The sequence below is a fragment of the [Lactobacillus] rogosae genome (assembly GCA_900112995.1).
In the GTDB taxonomy this organism is placed as follows: domain Bacteria; phylum Bacillota; class Clostridia; order Lachnospirales; family Lachnospiraceae; genus Lachnospira; species Lachnospira rogosae.
This window is the reverse complement of the sequence record FONU01000004.1, coordinates 1-24,722: the sequence shown is the minus strand read 5'-3', so window position 1 is coordinate 24,722 and position 24,722 is coordinate 1. Positions and strand designations below refer to the sequence as shown.

20 protein-coding genes are annotated in these 24,722 nt (G+C 35.3%); 16 read left to right on the top strand and 4 right to left on the bottom strand.

The window, feature by feature from the left end; genetic code table 11:
• Positions 1-42 precede the first annotated feature (42 nt).
• The 3 genes from rfbC to rfbA all read right to left on the bottom strand — a co-directional run bounded on the left by rfbC (position 43) and on the right by rfbA (position 2,732).
• Positions 43-648 (bottom strand): dTDP-4-dehydrorhamnose 3,5-epimerase, encoded by a 606-nt coding sequence (gene rfbC, locus BM157_RS00965; protein ID WP_022502976.1) that lies wholly within the window; start codon positions 646-648, stop codon positions 43-45.
• A gap of 87 nt (positions 649-735) precedes the next feature.
• Entirely contained in the window at positions 736-1,755 is a 1,020-nt protein-coding gene (gene rfbB, locus BM157_RS00960) for a dTDP-glucose 4,6-dehydratase (RefSeq protein ID WP_090139577.1), read from the bottom strand.
• A gap of 77 nt (positions 1,756-1,832) precedes the next feature.
• Entirely contained in the window at positions 1,833-2,732 is a 900-nt protein-coding gene (gene rfbA / locus BM157_RS00955; protein ID WP_055306398.1) for a glucose-1-phosphate thymidylyltransferase RfbA, read from the bottom strand.
• A 354-nt stretch (positions 2,733-3,086) separates the two neighbouring features.
• Here rfbA and BM157_RS00950 point away from each other — a divergent pair, with 354 nt between their 5' ends.
• The 13 genes from BM157_RS00950 (at position 3,087) to BM157_RS00890 (ending at position 20,444) form a co-directional block, all read left to right on the top strand.
• Complete coding sequence (locus tag BM157_RS00950) at positions 3,087-4,331, top strand: MerR family transcriptional regulator (protein ID WP_022502973.1); 1,245 nt, start codon at positions 3,087-3,089, stop codon at positions 4,329-4,331.
• 133 nt (positions 4,332-4,464) lie between these two features.
• Positions 4,465-5,754, top strand: a complete 1,290-nt coding sequence (locus BM157_RS00945; protein ID WP_022502972.1) for a glycosyltransferase family 4 protein — start codon at positions 4,465-4,467, stop codon at positions 5,752-5,754.
• A gap of 80 nt (positions 5,755-5,834) precedes the next feature.
• Entirely contained in the window at positions 5,835-6,626 is a 792-nt protein-coding gene (locus tag BM157_RS00940) for an ABC transporter permease (protein ID WP_022502971.1), read from the top strand.
• 48 nt (positions 6,627-6,674) lie between these two features.
• Entirely contained in the window at positions 6,675-7,949 is a 1,275-nt protein-coding gene (locus BM157_RS00935) for an ABC transporter ATP-binding protein (RefSeq protein ID WP_022502970.1), read from the top strand.
• A 21-nt stretch (positions 7,950-7,970) separates the two neighbouring features.
• Complete coding sequence (locus BM157_RS00930; protein ID WP_022502969.1) at positions 7,971-9,038, top strand: hypothetical protein; 1,068 nt, start codon at positions 7,971-7,973, stop codon at positions 9,036-9,038.
• A complete protein-coding gene (locus BM157_RS00925; protein ID WP_055175645.1) occupies positions 9,039-10,622 on the top strand; it encodes an MBOAT family O-acyltransferase in 1,584 nt (527 codons plus the stop codon).
• Between the two features lie 46 nt (positions 10,623-10,668).
• Entirely contained in the window at positions 10,669-11,079 is a 411-nt protein-coding gene (locus tag BM157_RS00920) for a hypothetical protein (RefSeq protein ID WP_022502967.1), read from the top strand.
• Position 11,080: 1 nt separating this feature from the next.
• Entirely contained in the window at positions 11,081-12,160 is a 1,080-nt protein-coding gene (locus tag BM157_RS00915) for a glycosyltransferase (RefSeq protein ID WP_022502966.1), read from the top strand.
• Positions 12,161-12,165: 5 nt separating this feature from the next.
• On the top strand, positions 12,166-13,344 hold the full coding sequence (locus BM157_RS00910) for a glycosyltransferase family 4 protein (RefSeq protein ID WP_055306401.1): 1,179 nt from the start codon (positions 12,166-12,168) through the stop codon (positions 13,342-13,344).
• A gap of 14 nt (positions 13,345-13,358) precedes the next feature.
• Positions 13,359-14,552, top strand: coding sequence for a glycosyltransferase family 4 protein (locus tag BM157_RS00905; RefSeq protein WP_022502964.1), 1,194 nt, complete (start codon positions 13,359-13,361; stop codon positions 14,550-14,552).
• Complete coding sequence (locus BM157_RS00900; RefSeq protein ID WP_090139576.1) at positions 14,533-16,308, top strand: hypothetical protein; 1,776 nt, start codon at positions 14,533-14,535, stop codon at positions 16,306-16,308. The genes BM157_RS00905 and BM157_RS00900 overlap by 20 nt, the downstream gene beginning before the upstream one ends.
• Before the next feature lie 227 nt (positions 16,309-16,535).
• Positions 16,536-18,374: a thiamine pyrophosphate-binding protein gene (locus BM157_RS00895; RefSeq protein ID WP_022502962.1), complete on the top strand. Its 1,839-nt coding sequence runs from the start codon at positions 16,536-16,538 to the stop codon at positions 18,372-18,374.
• Positions 18,375-18,458: 84 nt separating this feature from the next.
• Positions 18,459-20,444: a hypothetical protein gene (locus tag BM157_RS00890; RefSeq protein WP_090139574.1), complete on the top strand. Its 1,986-nt coding sequence runs from the start codon at positions 18,459-18,461 to the stop codon at positions 20,442-20,444.
• Between the two features lie 177 nt (positions 20,445-20,621).
• On the opposite strand, the gene BM157_RS00885 is transcribed toward BM157_RS00890, so the two are convergent.
• Positions 20,622-22,700 (bottom strand): hypothetical protein, encoded by a 2,079-nt coding sequence (locus BM157_RS00885; protein WP_090139572.1) that lies wholly within the window; start codon positions 22,698-22,700, stop codon positions 20,622-20,624.
• Between the two features lie 199 nt (positions 22,701-22,899).
• Here BM157_RS00885 and BM157_RS00880 point away from each other — a divergent pair, with 199 nt between their 5' ends.
• The 3 genes from BM157_RS00880 to BM157_RS00870 form a co-directional block, all read left to right on the top strand.
• The gene (locus BM157_RS00880) at positions 22,900-23,085 is read left to right on the top strand and encodes a hypothetical protein (protein WP_055175633.1); all 186 of its coding nucleotides are present in this window, start codon (positions 22,900-22,902) and stop codon (positions 23,083-23,085) included.
• A 151-nt stretch (positions 23,086-23,236) separates the two neighbouring features.
• A complete protein-coding gene (locus tag BM157_RS00875) occupies positions 23,237-24,307 on the top strand; it encodes a mannose-1-phosphate guanylyltransferase (protein WP_022502959.1) in 1,071 nt (356 codons plus the stop codon).
• A gap of 35 nt (positions 24,308-24,342) precedes the next feature.
• Positions 24,343-24,722, top strand: a 380-nt coding sequence (locus BM157_RS00870; protein WP_318255714.1) for a GDP-mannose 4,6-dehydratase, incomplete at its 3' end; no start/stop codon positions are given.

Here is a 24,722-nt window from a genome sequence, read left to right as displayed (position 1 = left end):
GCGGAAACACCGATATAGTAGAGTGTTTCCGCATTTTTTATTTTATTTGAACTTGAATGTATTCTCAAGTGTCTCCCACTTGGTATCTTTCTCGCTGAAATTAAGTGGGGTTCCGTCTTCAAGCTTGTATCCAGATGGGTCAGCACTGCCTGGATATTTGCCTGTAACCTGTGGCCATTCAATGCCAATGCTTGGGTCGTTCCACGCAAGACCGCCCTCATCACCAGGATGATAGAAGTCAGTTACTTTGTAGCAGAACTCAGCTTCGTCACTTAATACGAGGAAGCCGTGTGCAAAGCCTTCGCTTATATAGAACTGCTTCTTGTTCTCTTCTGTAAGTTCTACGCCAAACCATTTGCCGTATGTCTTAGAACCTGCACGAAGGTCAACAGCAACATCAAATACGCTTCCTTTGATTACACGTACAAGCTTTCCCTGAGGAAATTCTTTCTGGAAGTGTAAGCCACGAAGAACACCCTTAACAGAGCGTGACTGGTTATCCTGAACAAATACCATATCAAGACCGGCTTCGTGCATATCATTCTGATTGTAAGTTTCCATAAAATATCCGCGGTTATCGCCGTGAACAGTAGGTTCTATTATATAAAGTCCTTCAATATCGCAAGGAGTTACTTTAATCTGTCCCATAGTTATTACCTTTCTTTGATTAATCTAAAAATACTGCCACCTGACAGATAAAAATAAATTGTCAGGTGGTATATAAAAATATATTAATTATCGGTTAGAATACATTTTCTCATAGTAGTTCTGGTATTCGCCTGAGATGATAGTTTCCCACCATTCCTTGTTGTCAAGATACCACTGGATTGTCTTCTTTATGCCGTCTTCAAACTTAGTTTCTGGTAACCAGCCAAGTTCGTTGTGGATTTTAGTAGGGTCGATAGCATAACGCATATCGTGTCCCTTACGGTCGCCAACGTGAACGATAAGTGATTCAGGCTTGCCAAGTTCTTTACAGATAAGCTTAACGATGTCAATATTTCTCTTTTCATTATGTCCACCGACATTGTATACTTCACCGACACGTCCTTTGTGAATGATAAGGTCAATAGCCTTGCAGTGGTCTTCAACATAAAGCCAGTCACGGACATTAAGACCTTCACCATATACAGGAAGTGGTTTATCATTAAGAGCATTGGCAATCATAAGAGGAATAAGCTTTTCTGGGAAATGGTATGGTCCGTAGTTGTTAGAACATCTGCTTATAGTTACAGGAAGTCCATAAGTTCTGTGGTAAGCTAATACTAAAAGGTCAGCACCAGCCTTTGATGAGCTGTATGGACTTGATGTATGTATAGGTGTTTCCTCTGTGAAGAAAAGGTCAGGTCTGTCAAGTGGAAGGTCACCGTATACTTCATCAGTAGATACCTGATGATAACGCTTAATTCCGTACTTTCTGCACGCATCCATAAGAACAGCAGTACCTTTGATGTTAGTGTCAAGGAATACTTCCGGGTTCTCGATAGAACGGTCAACGTGTGACTCGGCGGCAAAGTTTACAACCATATCTGGGTGTTCTTCTTCAAAAAGCTTGTATACAGCTTCTCTGTCAGTGATACTTTCCTTAACAAATCTGAAGTTAGGATTATCCATTACAGGAGCAAGTGTTGAGAGATTGCCCGCATATGTAAGGCAGTCAAGACAGATAATTCTGTAATCTGGATATTTCCTTAACATATGGAAAATGAAGTTGCTTCCGATAAATCCGGCACCGCCGGTAACAATAATATTCATATATAATCCTCGTTTCTGTGCACATATTAATAATTAAAATGGTGCAGTGTGCGCTACACACCAAATGATAATATATTCTAGCTATGAAGTACGTCAATATATTTGCCGTCAAGCACATCTTTTAAATACTGTCCGTACTGGTTTTTCTTTAAGACTTCATAAGTCTTAAGTACGTCCTCTTTAGTTATCCAGCCGTTAAGATAAGCTATCTCTTCAAGGCAGGCTATTTTACGGTGCTGATGTGTTTCAATTGTCTTAACGAAGTTAGTAGCTTCAACAAGGCTTTCGTGAGTACCAGTGTCAAGCCAGGTAAAGCCCTGACCTAAAAGTTCTACATTGAGGTTGTTGTTCTCAAGATATATACGGTTAAGGTCTGTTATTTCAAGCTCACCTCTTGCAGATGGCTTTAAATTCTTCGCATACTCTACAACCTTGTTATCATAGAAGTAAAGACCTGTTACACAGTAATTGCTCTTAGGCTTAGCTGGCTTTTCTTCTATAGATATAGCCTTGCCGGCTTCGTTAAATTCTACAATACCAAATCTTTCAGGGTCATCAACGTAGTAACCAAATACTGTAGCACCTATGCCTTCTTCAGCGTTTTTAACAGCATTTTTAAGACGTTCCTTAAGTCCGTTGCCAGCGAATATGTTATCGCCAAGAACCATAGCAACAGTGTCATCGCCGATAAATTCCTCACCGATAATGAAAGCCTGTGCAAGTCCGTCAGGTGATGGCTGTACAGCATAAGAAAGATTAACACCGAACTGGCTTCCGTCACCGAGAAGCTCTTTGAATCTAGGTGTATCCTGTCGAGTAGATATTATAAGAATATCACGAATTCCAGCAGTCATAAGAACTGACATAGGATAATATATCATAGGCTTATCGTATATAGGAAGAAGCTGTTTACTTGTTACCATTGTGAGTGGATAAAGGCGTGTGCCAGAACCACCAGCGAGAATAATACCTTTCATAGTCATTCCTCTTTTCTTAATAAATAGTGTGTTTTAAATAAATTAATACCTGTTTAGCAGATTAGTGCTTACTAAGCAGATTATAGTTTTTTAGTAAATTGATATTTGCTTTTTGTTTTGATATATATATAATAAAAGGTGACGTAACGTTATCTTCAAGTATTTTTTGCGATACAAGAAGAAATTTTATCATTATTTATGATTTTTATGGTTTCAAACAGATCTTCAAATAGGATTTTAATAGTCCTTAAAATATAATTTCAAATAAGCTTTCAAATAGGATTTGCAATAAGTTTTTAAACAGAATTTCAGGTATGATTACAGTAAAATATACCATAAAGAAAAGAGGAAGTTATGCATAAAGAAGGTTATTATTCTTCTGGTGAGTTTGCCAAGAAAGCAAATGTCACAGTAAGAACTATAAGATATTATGATAAACAGAATATTTTAAAGCCGTCACTTCTTACAGAGGACGGAGTAAGGTTTTATACGGATTCAGATTTTACGAGGCTGCAGCAGATACTGTTGTTTAAGTATCTTGGGTTTTCGCTTGAGGATATAAGAAATATGACTATCGGTGATTCAGATTATAACATCCTTCTTAATTCGCTTAATTTGCAGTTTAAGCTTATTCAGGACAAAATAGCACAGATGGAGCTTGTAAAGAATGCGATTGAAGACACGATAGATACATTTAAAAATAACAAATCAGTAGATTGGAGCAATATGCTTTCGCTTATCCACCTTACTAATATGGAAAGCACTTTAAAGACACAGTATCTTAATGCTGGAAATATAACCGCAAGAATTAATCTTCATGCAGAATATTCAGTTAATAAGCAGGGTTGGTTTAACTGGATATATGAACAGAGCAATATACAGACCGGACAGCGTATTCTGGAGATAGGCTGTGGTGATGGAAGACTGTGGGTTGATAATAAGAATAATGTAAGAGAACTTTCAGGGCTACAGGTGTTCTTAAGCGATATATCCGATGGTATGGTGAATGATGCAAGAAGAAATATAGAAGCGGAATATGCTAACGAGAATGGGGCGGATAGTACTGCACATAAGACAGGACAGTCTGTATCATTTAAGTTTAATACATTTGACTGTGCGGATATTCCTTATAGGAATAATTATTTCGATATAGTTCTTGCTAATCATGTATTATTTTACTGTGATAATATAGAAAGCGTTCTAAAAGAAGTCAAAAGAGTGTTAAAACCGGGTGGAGTATTTATATGTGCAACTTATGGGGCTTCGCACATGAAAGAGATTAGTGATCTTGTAACAGAGTTTGATAAAAGAATTGTTCTTGCTGCGGATAATCTGTATGATAAATTCGGGCTGGATAATGGAGAGGATATATTGATTAAGCATTTTAATAATGTAGATGTCAGAAAATATAATGATCACCTGTTAGTTGATAAAGCAGAGCCGCTTATTGAATATATTCTTTCCTGCCACGGCAACCAGAACCAGTATCTTCTTGACAGATATTCCGATTTTAAAGCATTTATAAGAAATAAGCTTGCAAGGAAGCCTTTTAAGATTACTAAAGATGCAGGATTATTTATATGTAAAGATATATGGTAATTATATTAATAATGTGGTAAAATTATACAGCTATTGCAATTTACGCGATTAAATATCTATTATAATGGGAATGTTATTTATAACAGTATAATGATAGGCAGATTATTAAATTATAGAAGAATAGAGGTATACAATGGCGTTATCCAAATTATTTTTAAATGCAGGTGAAGCGTTAAGGCCAGTTCTTGTAAAAGTGCTTCCGATGAAACTGCTAAGTAAGCTGAAGGCGGGAATTATTAATAATGCAACAGAAAAGCTGTCGGCAGATACTATAGAAAAGTATGTACCGGGACGATACAAGGAAGGTGCTAATATAATAGGCAATATAAAGGGGGATAATGGATTAGGACAGAGTGCACGTATTATGTGCAGTCTGCTTGATGAGAATAATGAGCCACACGTTATAAGGGATTTCTTTGTTCCACCGGGAGGCTCAAGAACCAATGATATGTATGACAGCAGGCTTACAACACAGCTTCCATATGATGTTAACATAATACATGTTAATGCAAGTGAGTTTATGGTAGCATATTTAAGCCTTGGCAAAGATGTATGGGATTACAGATATAATATAGGTTACTGGGCGTGGGAATTAGAGACATTTCCAGAGGAATGGCTTCCGGCATTTAAGCTTGTCGATGAAGTGTGGACACCATCGGATTTTGTTACTAATACACTTAAGAAATATACTGACAAGCCTGTGGTTACGGTTCCACATTGTATAGAACCTGTTGCAAGTGCACAGTATGGCAGGAAGCATTTTAATCTTCCAGAAGACAAGTTCCTGTTTTTAATAATGTTTAATAGTGGAAGTGTTATGGAAAGAAAGAATCCATTGGCAGCTATTAAAGCATTTAAGCAGGCATTCCTGAAAGATGAAGCAACTAAGAACAAGTATAAGGATGTAGGTCTTGTAATTAAGATAAGTGAGTCAGAGCTTTCAGCAGACGATGAGAAGATTATAAGCTCTATTGTAGATAAAGAAGATAATATTTACTTTATGTGTGGACAGATTAATAAGACAGAAGTTAATTCTCTTCTTAAAGACGTAGATGTATATGTATCACTTCACCGCTCAGAGGGCTTCGGGCTTGTAATGGCGGAGGCTATGTATCTTGGAACACCGGTTATAGCAACGGCGTGGTCGGGTAATACAGAGTTTATGAATGATCATACGGCGTGTATGGTTGGATACGATATGATAGAACTTGATAAGGACTATGATGTATTTAAGAAGGGCAATGTGTGGGCAGATGCACACATTGATGAAGCTGCTGATTATATGGTAAGGCTCTATGAAGACAAAGAGTATTACAACACCAAGGTAGTTAATGGACAGGCATATGCCAGAGAACATCTTGCATACAAACGTTCAGCGGATATTGTGAGTGAGCGTTTAAGACAGATTCATTCAAAGTCTTAAGGGTTTTAAATTATTCGTTTGACAAAGAAAATGATTGTTATTATAATATGCAGGATTTAGATATAGAGGAGAAATTTCTGATGCAACATATTAAAGAATTATATGAATATAGGGAAATGATTATAAGTCTTGTAAGAAAAGACTTAAGAGGAAGATATAAGGGTTCTGTTCTTGGATTTCTTTGGACATTCGTCAACCCTTTATTACAGCTTATCGTGTATACAATTGTGTTCTCAATAATTATGAGGGCAAGCTATGAACAGTATTATTTGTTCCTTTTCGTGGCACTTGTGCCTTGGATGTTCTTTTCATCAAGTGTAACTGACGGTGCGGCAAGTATATTAAAAGAGAAGGATATGGTTAAAAAGATATACTTCCCAAGAGAGGTTCTTCCAATATCAACAGTTACAAGTGCATTTGTTAATATGATACTTACATTTGTTGTTGTATTTATAGTTGTTATTGTATCAGGAAGAGGTATTAATCCACTTGCATTATTATGTCTTCCTGTTGTTATGGTTGTAGAGTATGTACTATGTCTTGGTATTGCACTTATAGTATCATCACTTACAGTATATCTCAGGGATTTACAGTATATTCTTGGAATATTTGTTATGGCACTCCAGTATATGACACCGGTAATGTATGGCGTTGATATGGTAGAGAATTCTGGTGCTGGTGACTGGCTTATTTTAATATTTAACTTAAATCCTATGACACCTATTATTAAAATATACAGACAGATTATTTATTATGGACAAGTTCCAGAACTTGGTTCGCTGGCTCTTGCATTAATAATAGGTATTGTATTTATAGTTGTCGGAGAAGTTCTGTTTAAGAAGCTTCAGAGAGGTTTTGCAGAAGAATTCTAATTAGAATAGTATAGACAATTAGATATATAAGCAGAAATGAGGATTATGATGGATAAAGATAATGCAATTGAAGTAAAAAATATAACTAAAGATTTTAAAGTGTATTATGATAAGGGAAGCGAACTTAAGGAAAAAATGCTTTTCTGGAAGCGCAACAGATATGAGAAAAGACATGTTCTTAATGGTATAAGCTTTAATGTTAAGAGAGGTGAGGCTATAGGTTTAGTAGGTAAGAATGGCTGTGGTAAAAGTACAACACTTAAAATGCTTACTAAGATTATATACCCTGACTCAGGAACAATTGAGATGCGTGGAAGAGTATCAAGCCTTATAGAGCTTGGAGCAGGTTTTCACCCGGATATGAGCGGAAGAGAAAATATATATACTAATGCTTCTATATTCGGACTTACCAAGAAAGAGATAGATGCAAGACTTGATGATATTATAGCATTTTCAGAACTTGAAGATTTCATAGATAATCCAGTAAGAACTTATTCTTCAGGAATGTATATGCGACTTGCTTTTGCAGTTGCTATCAATGTAGATGCTGATATTCTTCTTATTGATGAAATCCTTGCCGTTGGTGATGCTAACTATCAGGCAAAGTGTTTCAATAAGTTAAGAGAGATTAAGGCAGAGGGAACAACTATCGTTATTGTATCACATTCATTAGGTCAGATTGAGCAGATATGTGACCGTTCTATATGGATAAAAAATGGTCTTATAGAAGCGGAAGGAACTCCAAAAGATGTCCATCTTAAATATCTTGACTATATGAATCAGGAGAGAATGGAACAGGCTGAGAAAGAGCAGCTACGTCAGGCAAAGCTTGAACGTGAGCAGATGGAGAAGAAGAAAGAAGAAGAACGTATCAAGAAAGAGCGTGCGAAGGTTAATTCAAGATACGGAAGTGAAGACGCAAGATTTACAGATATTCATATGTATAATGAGGCTGGCGAGGAGAGCAGAATATTCAAGACAGGAGAGAAAGTTATACTTGACCTTGGTTATCACGTTGATAATAAAGTTACTGATGCAGTATTTGGATTTGGTATATTCAGAAATGATGCTCTCTGGTGCTATGGTACTAATACAAGAATAGACAGAATAGAGAATTTTGACATTGATAAAGACGGAAGATATAAGGTAGAACTTGAAGATCTTAATCTTATACCTGGTAATTACTGGGTAGATATAACTATTGAATATGGAGAGGGTATACCTGTTGATTATTATAAGCAGGCTCTTAAGTTTGAGGTTGTATCTAATATAACAGATGTTGGCGTTACAAGAATTCCACACAAGTGGGAATTACACATTTAAGATGAGGAGATAAGAATAATTATGAAAAGGGCAGTGCCATGGATAAGAGTGGCTGGATTTATTGTTGGGCTTGTTGTACTGGTAGCAATATTTGATTACGCGTTTGCACAGACAGGATATGTAAGATATGTGCTTACATATTTCCAGAATTCAGATGAGGATATAGATACACTTGTATTAGGTGCATCGCATGCAAGAAGTGCAATTGACCCGCAGAAGATAGATGATGTTAACGACACGAATTCATTCAGTCTTGCAATACCTGGTGAGATGGTAAAGGATTCTTATTATGTGTTACAGGAAGCGTGCCGCAGTAAGAAGATTAAGACACTTATATTTGATGTGGATTACCAGTATTGGATGGAACCTCAGGCAGAAGGATATTTTCAGGAACCATTCATATACAACCAGCTTAGCTGGTCATCACCAGTAAAGTGGAAGTATATGGCAGAGAATATGCTTAATCTTGATGTTAGGAATGCATTTACGAAGAGAAATGTATATCTTTGTACTCCATCATCAGTAAAGACTAATATTTCACAGAAGCGTTCGCAGGAATATAAGGATGCGGATATCTACTCAATAGAGGTACCAGATGCCAATGGCCCATATATTGGAAAGGGATTTTTCTATCGTGAGGTAAGCGGACTTAAGCCTGGTGGTGATGCTTATGTTGATGGCTGGGTAGGCAGAGAGAATGATGGTCTTTCAGAGGTGGCTGTAACCAAGTTCAAGCAGATAAAGAAGTTCTGTGATGATAATGGTATTGAGCTTATATGTGTTACATCACCAATAACACCAAGCGTTATGCAGAAGCTTGGAATGGGAACTGTTAATGATGTACTTTCACAGTTCTTTGAAGAACAGAATGTACCTTATTATAATTTTAACAAAGCCAGATTATCAGTTCTTGACAGAAGTGATCTTGATTATGGAGATAAAGAAGGTCATATGGGTGGAGAACTTGCAGAAGAATATTCAGAAGTATTAGCAGAAGTGTTAAAAGGACATTTTAACGGAACATTAGATGAAACAAAGTATTTTTATAATACCTTTGATGAGATGTATAAAGAGATGGAGGAACAATAAATGTCATTCACAACAGTAGCCTTTTTTGTATTTTTATTAGCTGGAATAGTTGTTTATTATGTTCTTCCCAAGAATGTACAGTGGATATGGCTTCTTATATTAAGTTATATATATTATTTTACATTTAGTATTAAAGCTTCTTTATTTATGGTATTTGCAACTGTAACTATATATTTCGGAGGCATTTGGCTTCAAAATATACAGAATACAGGTGACAGATATTTAAAAGATAATAAAGAAACACTTTCAAGAGAAGATAAGAAGGCTTATAAAGAAAGCCTTAGAAGAAAGAAAAGATGGGTGTTGTTCCTTATACTTCTTTTGGATTTTGGAATGTTAGCAGTTGTAAAATATAGTAATTTTGCAATAGAGAATATTAATTCCGTACTTGGACTTATAGGTAAAGAACCAATAGGTCTTCTTGGAATGGGACTGCCACTTGGAATATCGTTCTTTACATTCCAGTCTGTATCATATGCAATTGATGTATATCAGGGAAAGTATGAGTGTGAGAAGAACATATTTAAGATGGGATTATTCGTATCATTCTTCCCACAGCTTTTACAGGGTCCAATTGGAAGATATGACAGATTAGGAAAGCAGCTTTACAGTGGACACAGCTTCAATTTAAAGAATGTAGAATACGGACTTCAAAGAATCGGCTGGGGACTTTTTAAGAAGGTTGTTATTGCAGACAGGGCGGCAGTGCTTGTTCTTAATGTATTTAATAATTATGAGGCATACAGCGGATTTCATTATATTATGGCAGTGCTTATGTACTCTGTAGATTTATATATGGATTTCTCTGGTGGAATAGATATAGTTATCGGTGCTGCACAGATGTTTGGAATTACAATGGATGAGAATTTCAGACAGCCATATTTCTCTAAGTCAATAGGTGAATTCTGGAGAAGATGGCATATTACACTTGGTACATGGATGAAGGATTACATATTCTATCCGATGTCACTTTCTAAGAAGATGAATAAGTTCGGAAAGTGGGGAAAGAAGCACTTTGGCAATACATTTGGAAGAACACTTCCTATATGCTTTGCTAATATAGTAATATTCTTTATCGTAGGTATATGGCACGGAGCAGCCTGGAAATATATTGCATATGGACTTTACAATGGCTTTATTATTGCAATAAGCAATCTTTTAGAGCCTGTATACAAGAAGCTTCTTTCAAAGTTTCATATTAATGCAACAAGCAGGGGCTGGACTTTATGGCAGATTATAAGAACATTTATACTTGTTAATATAGGCTGGTACTTTGATATGGCTGACAGTGTAAGTCAGGCATTATGTATGATAAGATGGTCAATTCAGGGATTAAGCTTTTCACAGCTTAACAGTTCATTATTAGACCTTGGAATAGAAGCAAGAGATTATATAATTATAATCGCTGGATGTATTATAGTATTTATTATAAGTGTACTTAAAGAAAAAGGTATAGCTATAAGAGAGAGCATAGCGGCCAAGCCATTAGCGGTAAGATGGATTGCTTATTATGCGTTGATAGCTGTTATATTAATATTTGGATATATAGGAGCAACACAAGGCTTTATATATGCTAATTTCTAGCTTGTAAATGTAAGTGGTGTATCAGATACACAGAAATGAGGAGTATATGTCAGAACAGATTAATGTAGAATCAATTATGAAAGAGATTAAGAAAGAGATTGAAGTTAAAGGTTATACTAATGACTTATTAAGCTTTGATGATGTTATTGTTGATGTTGGTTCAATGAATGTTAATAAGTTTGATAAAGTAAAATTCAATGAGGATATATATGTTGCCAACCACGAATGGGAAGTTAATCCATACAGACCATTACAGGGTGGAAAAGTAACAGTATTCTTTAAAAAGGCAATAAGAAAGCTTGTATATTTCTTTGTAGAACCTATCGTTATGGCTCAGGATGGATTTAATGCTTCAATTGTCCGTTTGATGAACCAGATGAACTGTTATATAGAAGAAAAAGATAAAGAGATAGCTGAACTTAAGAAAGAGATAGAAGAATTAAAGGGCGGAAAGTAATATGCGTATTTTTCAGTTATTATCTACTATTGCTTATGGCGATGCTGTTAGTAATGATACAGTAGCTATGGAAAAGGCAATCAAGCAGATGGGATATCAGACAAGAATATATGCCGAAAGCATAGTACCACCACTTGATAAAAAGACGGCACTTGCAATTTCAGAATTAAAAGATGTATCGAATGATGATATTATAATATTCCATATGTCAACAGGAAGCCGCCTGAATTTTGATGTGGCTAAGTATCCTTGCCGTAAAATTGTAGTGTATCATAACATAACACCACCAGAATACTTCAAGAATAATGATGAAAGATTCAGTGATATATGTGAGTATGGTCTTAAAGGTGCTAAGTCATTAGCTGATAAGGTCGATTATTGTCTTGCTGTTTCAGAATTCAATAAAAAGGATCTGCTTAATATGGGTTATAAATGCCCTATTGATGTACTTCCAATTATTATACCAATGTCTGATTATGATAAAGCACCAGACAAATCAGTTGTAAAGAAATATTCTGATGACTATGTGAATATATTATTTACAGGACGTATTGCACCTAATAAGAAGCAGGAAAATCTTATATCAGCATTTTATTATTACAACAGGCTGTATAATAAGAAGTCACGTCTTATACTGGCTGGTTCGTTCAGATATGATGATCCATATTATATAAGGCTTACAGAATATACTAAGAAGCTTGGTATGGGTGGAACAGTTATATTTACAGGACATATAAAGTTTGACCAGATACTTGCTTATTATAAGACAGCAGATGTATTTCTATGTATGAGTGAGCATGAAGGCTTCTGCGTTCCGATTGTTGAGGCAATGAAGTTCAAAGTTCCAATAATTGCTTATGGCAGGGCTGCTGTGCCTGAAACTATGAACCATAAGGGTATGATATTAGATGATAATAATCCACAGTATGTAGCTGCCTGCATTGACAAGATGGTTAAAGATAAGAAGTTAAGGGATTATGTTATAGAAGAACAAAATGAAAGACTTGAATATTATAGCTATGATAATATATCTGCAATGTTCAAGGAGTATTTGTCAAAGTTTATTGATAAGAAGGATTGAGCATTATGAAGAAAATTGGATTTGTAGTTCCATGGTATCATAAGGATATACGAGGGGGAGCAGAACAGGAATTAAGAGGAATTGTGACCCACTTGAAAGCCAATAATGTTGATTTGGAAATAATAACAACCTGTGTAAAAGAGTTTACTGCTGACTGGACTGAGAATTATTTCAAGGAAGGTGTAGAGATAGTTGATGGAATTCCAATAAGAAGATTCAAAGTAAGAAAAGGCAATATGAAAGAATTTCATAGAATTAATGCCAAGGTTATGCAGGGAAAGACAATATCCTATGATGAAGAAGATATATTCATAAGGGAAATGGTCAATAGTCCTGATATGTATGATTATCTCAGGGAGCATAGTGAGGAATATCATAGATATGTGTTTATTCCATATATGTTTGGTACAACTTATTATGGGATACTGGCGTGTCCATTTAAGTCAATTCTTATTCCGTGCCTGCACGATGAGGCATACGCTTATTTCAGACATTATAGAGAGACATTCAGGGATTTAAGAGGAATTATATTCCACGCAAGACCGGAGATGGAACTTGCCAATAAAGTGCTTGATTTAAGAAATGTTAATCAGGTGCTTTTAGGAGAAGGCGTAGAAACAGATTTTGAATATAATGCTGACAGGTTCAGAAAGAAATACAATATTAATGAACCATATATAATATATGCAGGACGTAAAGATGAAGCCAAGAATATATATACACTTATAAAATATTTTGGCGAATTTACAAGAAGAAATCCTGATAAGAACTTAAAGCTTGTCTTAATAGGCGGAGGAGATATTAATATTCCAGAGGATATTAAAGATAAGGTAGTTGATCTGGGATTTCTTGATATACAGGATAAATATGATGCCTGTGCAGGTTCGGTATGTCTGTGCCAGCCGTCAAAGAATGAAAGCTTCTCTATTGTAATAATGGAAAGCTGGCTGTGTGAAAGACCAGTTCTTGTTAATGCGGCTTGCAATGTAACATCTAATTTCGCTAAAGAGTCTAATTCAGGATTATATTTTAATGATTATTTTGAATTTGAAGGATGTGTTAATTATTATATGGACAATCCTGTAATTGCTGAGACTATGGGTAAGACAGGACGTCAGTTTGTATTAGATAATTTCAAATGGGATGTAATTGTTAAGAGATTTCTTGATTTTTTTGAAAGTTAGAAACGGAGATAAATATGAAAAAGATAGCTATTATAAATCAAAGATACGGATTAGAGGTTAATGGCGGTTCTGAACTTTATTCAAGACAGATTGCTGAAAGACTTAAGGCTAAGTATGAAGTAGAAGTTCTTACTTCCTGTGCTGTTGAATATGTTAAATGGCAGAATTATTACAAGGAAGGTGTTGAGGATATTAATGGTGTAACTGTAAGAAGATTTAAGACAGTACACGAAAGAATTCCTAAGGTATTCTCAGCACTTGATTCTGAAATGCTTTCTAATCCCAATGCGGGCGAAGAATTATCGGACAGATGGATAGAGCATATGGGACCATATTGTCCAGAGCTTGTAGAATATGTTGATGAACATCAGGACGAATATGAGGCAATTATTGTTGTAACTTATCTTTACTATACAGCGGTTAAGAGTATTGTAAGAATTAAGAATAAGGCAATATTTATTCCTACAGCACATCAGGAACCATTTATACATTTTGATATGTATAAAAAGGTGTTCGGGGCTGCGGATGCGTTTGTATTCCTTACAGACGAGGAAAAGGATCTGGTACACTCAATATTCCATAATGAAGATGTTCCATACGAAGTATGCGGTGTTGGTGTAGATGTTCCAACAACTGTTGATGCTGATAGATTTAAGAAGAAATATAACCTTGATAATTATGTTATATATGTAGGACGTATTGATGAAGGTAAAGATTGTCCAAGACTTTTTAATTATTTTATGGAATATAAGAAGCGTAATAAGAATAATCTTAAGCTTGTGCTTATGGGCAAGGCGGTATGTGAGATACCTAAGCACCCTGATATTATAAGTCTTGGTTTCGTTACTGATGAGGATAAATTTGACGGAATAAGTGGTGCTAAGGCACTTATACTTCCATCTAAGTTCGAGAGTCTTTCAATTTCAGTATTAGAAGCTATGACATTATCAAAGCCAGTTATAGTTAATGGTATATGTGATGTGTTAAAGGGACACTGCGTTAAGAGTAATGGTGGTCTTTATTACAAGAATTTCTTTGAATTCGAAGGCTGTGTTAATTATCTGCTTGAACATACAGATGTATATGAGATTATGTGTAAGAATGCACGAAAGTATGTTGAAGATTACTTCCAGTGGGAAGATATTATGAAGAAGTTTGATGACATAATTAAGCTTGTGGGAGAGAAGAATGAAGCAGAAAATAAGTAATCATGTGAAGAATAACTGGCAGGAATATGCAAGTGTTATACTTATGCTGTTTATTATAACAGTGGCAATGATTTATAAGTTTAATCTATTTAATTTTGATATAACATATCCAATAGCATATTCAGGCGGAGATGACCTTAGTATGCTTGTAGATGCCAAGATGTTCTCAGAACAGGGCTGGATTATGACAACGGACAGGCTGGGTGCACCAAATGGAACACAGATGTATGATTTCTCAGCTAACTATCTGCATAATGCCGGAATGGTTATAATGAAAATATTTGTATTCCTTGCTGGCGGTAATGCTGTTGTAGGATTTAATCTTACATATTTAAGCATATTTATATTTGCAGGAGTTGTGTCATATATCGTAATGAGACAGATTGGAATTAACTGCTGGATTTCAGCATTGACATCAGCAGTATATGGAATGTCACCATTTATGCTTGCAAGAGGTGTGGGGCATATGGTGCTTGCAGAGGCTTATTTTGTGCCTTTATCATTCCTTTTATGCTTTTATATTCTTGAAAGAGAAGAAGTGTTTAAGTTTGATAAGCAGTTCTTTAAAAGACCAATCAATTATGTTGTAATTGTAATTGCACTGCTTATTGCTAATAACGGAATAGGTTATTATCCATATTTCACCTGCTTTATACTTCTTGTAACAGGTGTATGCAAGTGGTTAAAGAATAAGAAGCCGGAAGGGTTTGTCAGAGCACTTTCAATATGTGTAGTTATTGCAGTATTCTTTATTCTTTGTATGGTGCCGGCCAAGATATATAATTTACAGCATGGTGATAATCAGGATGCTGTATCAAGAGCTGGATTTATCGAGACAGAGATGTATGGCTTAAAGCTCATTATGCTTTTTATGCCTAGAAATGCACACGGCATAGGCATAATACAGAAGGCTATTGATATGTATGACAGCAATACTACATATCTTAATGAAAATGTTACAGAGTACCTTGGAATTATTGCAATCATTGGTTTCTTTATACTTATGTTCACTTTGTTTATGAACAGGGACAGTGCATTAAAGAAGAGATTAGGAGCACTTTCTGAGATTAATATTATGCTTGTGCTTCTTGGTACAACAAGCGGACTTGGAACTATGATAGCATTTCTGATCACAGATAAGATAAGAGGCTATAACAGAATTTCGATATTTATTGAATATGTATGTATATTGGCGGTGGCTATGCTTATGGGAGCTATTGTTGATAAGCTTAAAGCTGATAAACGCACAGCTTCAATTATTGTAACAGCAGTGACAGGACTTGTATGTGTGTTTAGTATATGGGAAGGCTGCGGTGGCAAGACACCAACAGAAACCTATGAGGCAATACAGGATGAATATGCAAGTGATGATAAGCTTGTGTCATACATTGAAAGTTCAGTTGATGAGGGCTCTATGATTTATCAGCTTCCATATCATAAATATCCGGAGGGTGAGTCACAGAATGATATGTGGGATTATCATCTTTTCGTTGGTTATCTTCATTCAGACAAACTTAAATGGAGCTATGGTTCTGTTAAGGGAAGAGAAGGCGATAGCTGGAATGAAGAAATCGGAAGCCTGAAAGCCGATGATATGGTTAAGGCTTTAAAGGAAGCGGGTTTTGCTGGAATATATATTGACAGAAGAGCGTACCTTGCAGAACAGATAGAACAGTTAGAAAGTGATTTGACAGAAGCAACAGGAACAAAGCCGGTTATAAGTGATAATGGCTGTCTTAGCTTCTATAAGTTTTAGATGACATAGCTCTGGATAGAATTAAAAATGGTTTAGTGATGATAATAATGAAGCTATGATTTATATTGCTCATATGTGTATGTGGTTCACGTCTGCGAAATAGAAGATATAAGCGATACGATTTTGGGCGACACAGAGAATCCGGTAGAATTATATATTGACGATATACGAATATTTGTAAAGTATAAGAATAATTATAAAATGATTAATAGAATGGAGATTAGAGTATGAGAATACGTTTAGCTGATTATGTTGCAGATTTTCTTGTAAGCCACGGTGTTACAGATGTGTTTTCTGTAGTAGGTGGAGGAGCTATGCACCTTAATGATGCACTTGGACACAATGAAGGGCTTAAGGTAACTTATAATCATCACGAACAGGCTTGTGCTATGGCGGCTGAAAGCTATGCAAGAATTGATAACAGAATTGCAGCAGTATGTGTTACAACTGGACCGGGTGGAACTAATGCACTTACAGGTGTAGTTGGCGGCTGGCTTGATTCAATACCGATGTTTATAATAAGCGGACAGGTAAGATATGATACAACAGCAAGGTATGCCTTATCGTATACTGAAACTCCGTTAAGAGCTATGGGTGATCAGGAATATGATATAGTAAAGTCAGTATCTAATATGACTAAATATGCAACTATGATTGAAGACCCTAAGGATATAAGATATGCTCTTGAGAAGGCATGGCACCTTGCTACAACAGGAAGACCAGGTCCTGTATGGATAGATATTCCGGTTAATTATCAGGGTGGATATATTGAAACAGATGAATTAAGGGGTTATGATCCAGAGGAAGATGATAAGCTGCTTCCACCGCCTGTTGAGGATAGCGTTGTCAAGGCTGTTCTTGAAAAGATTAAGAATGCGAAAAGACCAGTATTTCACGCAGGTTATGGAATAAGACTTTCGGGTGCATATGATGTATTCCGTTCAGTTGCCAAGAAGCTTAATATTCCTATTGTGACATATTGGAATGCAGTTGACCTTATTGAAGATGATAATCCTCTTTATTGTGGAAGAGCTGGTAATATGGGTGACAGACCAGGTAACTGGGCTATACAGAATTCTGACCTTATATTAGCAGTAGGAACAAGAATATCAATCCGCCAGACAGGATATAACTGGAAGACCTGGGCGAGAGCCGCAGAAGTAATAATGGTAGACATAGATAAAGCTGAGTTAAAGAAGCCAACTATCCACGTTGAAATGCCAGTATGGGCAGATGCAAAGGATTTCCTTACAAAGCTTGATAAATACGCTTCAGATATAGCACCTGTATTCAGAGGAGATGAGTGGTGCAGTACAACATTGAAGTGGAAAAAGGAATATCCTGTCGTACAGCCAAAGCAGTGGGAGGAAAATGGAAGCACAGCTAATGTATATGCATTTATCAAATACTTAAGCAGCCAGCTTCCAGAGAACAGCCTTACAGCAGTATCTAATGGGGCGTGCTGTGTTGTAGGTAATCAGACTTATGTTATAAAAAAAGGCAGCCGAATGGCTAATAACAGTGCTGTTGCCAGTATGGGATACGGACTTCCGGCAGCTATCGGTACTTGTATAGGTGGTGGCAGAAGAACTACTATATGTCTTGAGGGTGACGGCAGTATTATGATGAATCTGCAGGAACTCCAGACAATAATTACTAACAAGCTTCCGATTAAAGTATTCCTCATTAATAACAACGGTTACCATTCAATAAGACTTACACAGAACAATCTGTTTAAAGAGCATTGCAAAATAGGAATTGGTCCAGAGTCAGGAGATTTATCTTTCCCTGAATTCAAGAAGATTGCTGAAGCATTTGGTTATGATTATTACAGTGCTTCATCTAACAAAGAGATGATGGAAACAGTTGATAAGGTATTAGAGGCAGATGGTCCTGTATTCTGTGAAATATTTACAGATACCAAGCAGGTATGGGAGCCAAAGAGCAGTACTAAGAGATTAGAGGACGGAACACTTGTAAGTCCTCCACTTGAGGATTTAGCTCCATTTTTATCAAGAGAAGAACTTAAAGAGATTATGTTTATACCATTATTGGATGAAGAATAAATCAGACAATGAAATTATGAATATAAAATAGCTGGTTGTAATAATAATCAGTAATAAAGAGTTAATAATAGAGAGTTAATAATAATGAATAGTGAGAATAATTTAATAAGAAAAATATTCAGCATAGGCATAGCATATCTTGTTGCATTAGCTGGCATTGAGCTGTATGTATATAAGATAGAGGGCAATCCTGTATACAGTGGAAAGATTACATCAAATATAATTCCATATGCTGTATTTCTTCTTGTGTTCTGCCTGCTGGTATGTATTATTATGAACATTCCGGCAGTAAAGAACAGATTAAAGTTATCAGGCAGTAATAATAAAGTGTACAGTGTTATATCAGCTCTTATTATATTAGTTGTATTCGGCATACTTATAGGCTGTTATCTTAATGAGGTTAATCTGTTTGACGGACCGGCAGCAGATGATTACCTGTATCACGCTAATGAAAAGATTACTGTGATTGCATTGACAGCTATATTTATAATAATGCTTGCTGTTATTAAGAAAGAAAATGCAGTGGTACAACCGGTTAAGAATAAGGTGTATCTGTATTTATTTGCGGTAGCAGCAGGGCTTATATATGCTTATTCATTTTATCTGCCTAATGTGTATTCAACAGATTATAATGTATATCATTTTGATGCGTATTTTAATACAGTGTATTCAGCGGTTAATGGTGTTGCAAGAAGCGGTCTTAATTCAGGTGTGTATGGATATTATGCACTTATATTAGCCCCAATATTAAAGCTTATTGGTGGTGGTATTAATACATTTATGATACTTATGGCAGCCTTGTCAGCATTTTCATATATGGCAGCTGCCTATGTAATAATTGAACTTGTAAGTAACAATGCAGTCAGAATAATGGCGGTTACTGCACTTATTGTTGTTAATTGTTCACTGCATACAGGAGTTTACTTCCAGCTTGTACCACATAGAACATTATTTGCAGGCATAATACTCGCTTATTTATTCTTTGGTGTTAAGAGAAAATACTGTTATAAGCCTGTATATATAATTATTAATGTATGTCTGCTTATGATATCAGTAATATGGAACTTTGAAACAGGCATTGTATACACTATAGCAGTAGCAGCATACTATATTATTGATAATGTCAAAAAATATAATTTCAAACAGGCAGGTCTGTATACAAACACATTGATTGTTGTATTGGCACTTATAGGAACAATAGCAGGAGCGTGGGTTATTACAGGAATTATCAATGTTCTTATGGGTGGAAGCTTTATAAGCATTAAGCAGTTCATATTCCCACTTATGAATTCAGACTATTTTGATTATCTTAGATATGAATACCAGAAAGGTATTGTTGCATGGCTTATAACAGCATTTTTTGGATTGTTTTTTATAGGGAATGTCTTCTTTAATTCTAATCTTAATACAGGTGATAAGAATATTGACGACAGCAGATATGATGCCTTTATGGCAGTTGTTGCAGTTATGGCACTTGGGCAGATGACATATTATATTAACCGTACAGCGTATGGTAATCTTACAATTGTTCATTTTACAACAGTGATTATGATTGCTGTATTTGCAGATTATTGTATAAAGAATTACCAGAAGAGCAAGGCAGGATATCTTTCGATACTCTTAAAAGGCTTTGCGGCATTGTCAGCAGGGATACTTCTTGCTATGTGTGCGGCAGGAGTATACAACTATTCATATGTTGAGGGCGGTAATGAACTGTCAGATATGAGAAATACAGAAGTATATAACAGTGAGATACAGCATATAGCGGATGTATGTGCTAAAGACACTAAGGCGATAGGATTTTCAATTCCTATGGTATATTACGAACTTGGCTGGGATAGTGGATATTATTTTATAGACTTTGCAGATTTAGATGTATATCCTCAGTCATTGGAATATTTACAGAATGAACTTGATAACATTGATGAGCCGATAATTATGGATTATAATGCACATTATACTTTAACTGATAAAGGTGTTAATCTTGATAAATTCTATGAACGCTTTGAATTATCAGATGAATTTACAGTAGGCTCAGCAGTGCTTGAATACTGGGTTCCAGTTAATTAATAATAGAGGTTAAATTATTAATTGGTTATGTCCGGTTAAAATATTTAGTTGTGTTTATAACATTATAATAATTATAAAATACCCCTTATATATTGGGTGTATGACCAGAAGATAAAAATCTTACTGGCTGTATTTCCAATATATAAGGGGATTTTATTGATATAAGATTTATTCCAGCTATTTCCTGTTAATATGCACATTCTTTAATATCAGGCTGTAGCCGTCTTTTTTGAAGCATTTAATTATTAAATCAGAAGTATCATTTACTTCGATATTATCAATTGTAGTTTCGTTATATGCTGTTGCAGAAGCCTTGGCAATAACACTGTCATCAGCAAGGTTACATATTTCAAAATAAGTATCTGAATTATTGTCATCAGATGAGTAGTTTATTGTAACGGAATATGTTCCTTTTTCAACACCAGGAAGTGTCATATTCATAATGTTGCCAGAAACAGTATCATCAGCGACAAGATAGCCATTACTGTCAAGTTCAGCCCATCCAATATCAACGCCTTCTGAATACATAAAATTAATATTTTTGGTACAGTTATTATCGAATGCAGTTAAATCAAAAGGATTGATTTCTGATACATATATAAGATAATCACCGTAATTATTAACAAAAGTATATTTGTTAACTATAAATTCAGGAAGTGTTGTCAAATCATCAAGTGTTGTGATAAGCACGGTTCTTCCTGTCCACTGGCTGTTTTCATCATAATAAAGATAATCGCCCCAGCGGTTGCTTCTCTGATAAGTATCATCAGTAAGTGTTCTGTATACAAGATTAAGATCCATTATTCTGAAATTTCTTGCATCTATCTGCATTTGCGCAGAAGTTGTACCCCATACATATGCTATAGGAACATCAAGAGTATCGACTTCTTCAAGAAGAGGAACAAGAGTATCGGAGTCTATAGTCTTTTCGTGATAGAGCCTGAATAATCCAACGCTTTCACATAAGAGCACGAATGATATTGCAAATGTAATGAGTGCTTTAAATATATGCTCATCACTGAGCTTATTAATAGCCTTTAAGCATATTACAATCTGCATAAGGTATACAATAATAAGGTAGCGGTATTCAAAAAAATATCCATCATATAAAGTATAAGAGAATATGAATATTGCGATATTAACTAATATTATTGTATATGGAATTATCTCTGTAAAGTCGATATCCTTCTGTTTTATTTCTTTAATAATGCGTTTAACAGATATTACCATAAGAATTAATATGAATAATATAAAGCCTATGGATAATATCTGGATTATTCCCCTGAATGAGAAAAGGCTTGTTGTTGTTTCAATAGAAATTCCACACAGTAATTGCAGATATCCCATTATAAGACTTCCTATGTTGTGCCAGAATTCATATATACCTGTTAATACCATAGAGCTTTCTTTAGACTGGAAAACAAATATATGACTTGATATGGCTTTGCAGGCAAATGTTAATACAAGCTGTGCCATAGTAAATATAAAGCCATAGTCTTTAAGCACCTTTAAAGAATTCTTATAGATAATCTTAAAGACATAGTAGAACACACAAGGAACTAATATTGTAATAGCAACATATATTCCACTTGAAATTGCTGTAAGCATAGAGAAAAGTGTTGCAAATACAATTGATATATATAATTTGATATTGTTGTGCGATACATTTTCTGAGCCAGCCTGTAAAGCTTTATTATTACGGTGTTCTAACTGTACGACAACCCATAATAAAAGAAGCATAGTTATTATCTTTACGCTGTAAGAGCCCTGCTCGCCAAGAACCATTGCAAAATAAGAAAGGTTGTTATCTATGAAATGGTCTGGTGTCATAAATGGACATAAAAGGAAGATAAATCCAAGAGCAATCTCAAAAGCGGATAATTTGAATTCCTTTAATAGGTTATAGAATATAACAGCTATTACAACATCAAGTATAATATTGGCGATTCCAAATCCGAGAAAGATATTTCCTGTAATGCCGTAGAAAAGTGCGGCAAGCGGAGTCGGTGAATCAAGACCAAGAGTAGTTGTCAGTGCAAAGGTTGATGGAACTAAAGATTTACATCTCCATATTTCAACAGCCTGCAGATAAGCTGATGAAGCATCAAATCCAAGGTGATGTTCAAGTTCAAATAAGTTACTGTAAATAATTATTGCAGACTGTACAACAATAACGAACAGCATAAAAATAAAAAGGATACCCTTAGGTGTTATTTTATTATCCTTTTTGAACTGGTTAATTAAGTTATATGACATACATTATCTCCTATTATTTATAGAATATAAAAGCTTTAATGCCAGTTGGCGTTGCTGGAAAGCTAATGATTTATTATATAATATCATATAGAAAATGTCTAATAAAACAGATACATATTGTTGAATAATAAAGTCCAGTTTGATAAAATTATTATAAATATAATTAATTAAGGAAATAGTGAACTGATTAAAGATAGACTTGGCAGTGTGTGCAGGCGTTAAAGAGCAAAATCCAGATAAGGGGCTTATGACACAAGAAAGAACTGCCCAATGGGAGAATGATAAAGAGTTTATTGGAAGGATAGAGAGCCAGCTTACAGAAAAGCTTGGCATTTCACCAATTGTAAGTAATGATGGCACATTAAGTTTCTACAAGTTAAGATAATGTTATGCAAAGACCATAATTCAGTGAATATAAAGCCAGGAAAAATTGACAAATAGGGTCTGTTGGGATATAATTTTAAAGCTTATAGAAAGGCGTAGTGTGCCTATATTGAAACGTTAAATATTCAGTTATTTAAGAAATGAGGTATATCATGAAAAAAACAGCATTGATAATGGCAGGTGGAAAAGGCGAGAGATTTTGGCCAAGGAGTAGAGTGAACCTTCCAAAGCAGTTCTTGTCATTAACAGATGACGGTAAGACGATGATTCAGCTTACGGTGGAAAGAATAAGTCCATTAGTTGACATTAAAGATGTATATATTGCAACAAATGCTAATTATAGAGAGCTTGTTAAAGAACAGCTTCCAGGTATTCCAGAAGAGAATATTCTCTGTGAACCAATAGGAAGAAATACAGCACCTTGTATAGGTCTTGGAGCGGTACACGTTGCATCTAAATATGATGATGCAGTTATGATAGTTCTTCCATCAGATCATCTTATTAAGCATAATGATATATTTAAAGATACATTTGTTAATGCCTGTGAGGTTGCTGAGAGCGGAGCTAATCTTGTAACAGTAGGTATTACACCTAATTATCCAGAGACGGGCTATGGTTATATCAAATATAATAAGGATAACAAGGAAGGTGTGAGCTATTCAGTTGAAAAGTTTGTTGAAAAGCCAGACCTTGAAACAGCCAAGTCATATCTTGAAGATGGTTCTTATCTTTGGAATTCAGGTATGTTCGTATGGAAGGTTTCAACAATACTTGACTGTTTTAAGAGCTTTATGCCATCAACATATGATGGACTTATGAAGATTAAGGCTTCTGTTGGAACAGCTGATTATCAGGCTACACTTGAGAAAGAGTTCCCTGACCTTGAATCACAGTCAGTAGATTATGGAATTATGGAAAAGGCTGATGATATATATACATTAGCTGGTAATTTTGGCTGGGATGATGTTGGCTCTTGGCTTGCAGTCGGTAGAATTAAAGAGAACAATGAAGATGGCAATGTTGTCAACGGCAATGTTGTTACTGTTAATACAAAGAACTGTGTAATTGAAGGAGCAGACAAGCTTATAGCAACAGTAGGCTTAAGAGATATGATTGTTGTTGATACTAAAGATGCGACACTTATTTCAACTAAAGAGAATGCTGGAGAGATAAAGAAAGTCCTTGCAAGTTTAAGAGAAGCAGGAAAGAATGAATATTTATAAAATATGCAGACTAAATTAAAGAATGGAGTAGAATTATGAAAAATGCATTAATTACAGGTATTACAGGACAGGACGGCTCTTATTTGGCAGAACTTCTTCTTGAAAAAGGCTATAACGTATATGGTCTTATGAGAAGGAAGAGTGTCGTTGATTATGGTAATGTAGACCACATTAAGGATAAGATACATTTTATATATGCAGATATGCAGGATATCGTATCATTAATATCAGCTATGAGAATATCACAGGCAGATGAGGTATATAATCTTGCTGCACAGTCTTTTGTAGCTACATCATGGGATACACCTTGTACAACAGCAGATATTGATGCTATCGGTGTAACTAATATGCTTGAAGCTATCAGAATAGTTAAGCCAGAGTGCAGATTTTATCAGGCATCAACATCAGAGATGTT